The following is a 728-nucleotide window of genomic DNA, read 5'->3' as shown; positions in this document are numbered from 1 at the left end:
GGGCGGTGACCAACGTGCACACCTATTGCCGCTGGGTATTGAGCAACTGCCTAAACTGGAAGCGTTTGATACCGTGTTCAGCATGGGTGTTCTCTACCACCGTCGTTCTCCACTTGACCATTTGATTCAACTAAAAGATCAGTTGGTTTCTGGTGGTGAGTTGGTATTGGAAACCTTGGTAATCGAAGGCGATGAAAACGCAGTACTTGTGCCGACCTCACGCTACGCTCAAATGCGCAATGTGTACTTCTTCCCGTCTGCGAAAGCACTAAAAGTGTGGCTAGAATTGGTTGGTTTTGAAGATGTTCATATTGTAGATGAGAACGTGACTTCAGTTGATGAGCAACGCACAACAGATTGGATGACACACAACTCTCTACCAGATTACTTAGATCCAAACGATCCAAGCAAAACAGTGGAAGGCTACCCGGCACCACGCCGCGCTGTGCTTGTAGCACGTAAGCCATAATTAACTGAGATTTCTGACATTGTCTTAACTCTTTCCTGCCATTAAGACATTACCCTCTCTTCTATTCTCATCAAGGGTGTGCTTTGCACCCTTGATTATTAGCTTTTCATCACTATTCCTCACTCAATAAGAGATAGAGAAAGATTCTTACTTGTGAGCCTTTATCGATATAAGCTAAACTCTTAAAAAACAAACAACTTAATCCAATCCCAAGGTTTTCAATGTTAATACGATTGACTCCGGTTGTTGCCATCGCCTT

General features: G+C 43.7%; 1 protein-coding gene. It reads left to right on the top strand.

Annotated elements, in window-relative coordinates; all coding sequences use genetic code 11:
• A partial coding sequence (cmoB, locus tag R7190_RS27255) for a tRNA 5-methoxyuridine(34)/uridine 5-oxyacetic acid(34) synthase CmoB (RefSeq protein ID WP_318137853.1) occupies positions 1–469 on the top strand: 469 nt, incomplete at its 5' end.
• Positions 470–728: the final 259 nt, after the last annotated feature.

It is taken from the genome of Vibrio sp. 1078-1 (assembly GCF_033340475.1).
This window is presented reverse-complemented; position numbering and strand designations above follow the sequence as displayed.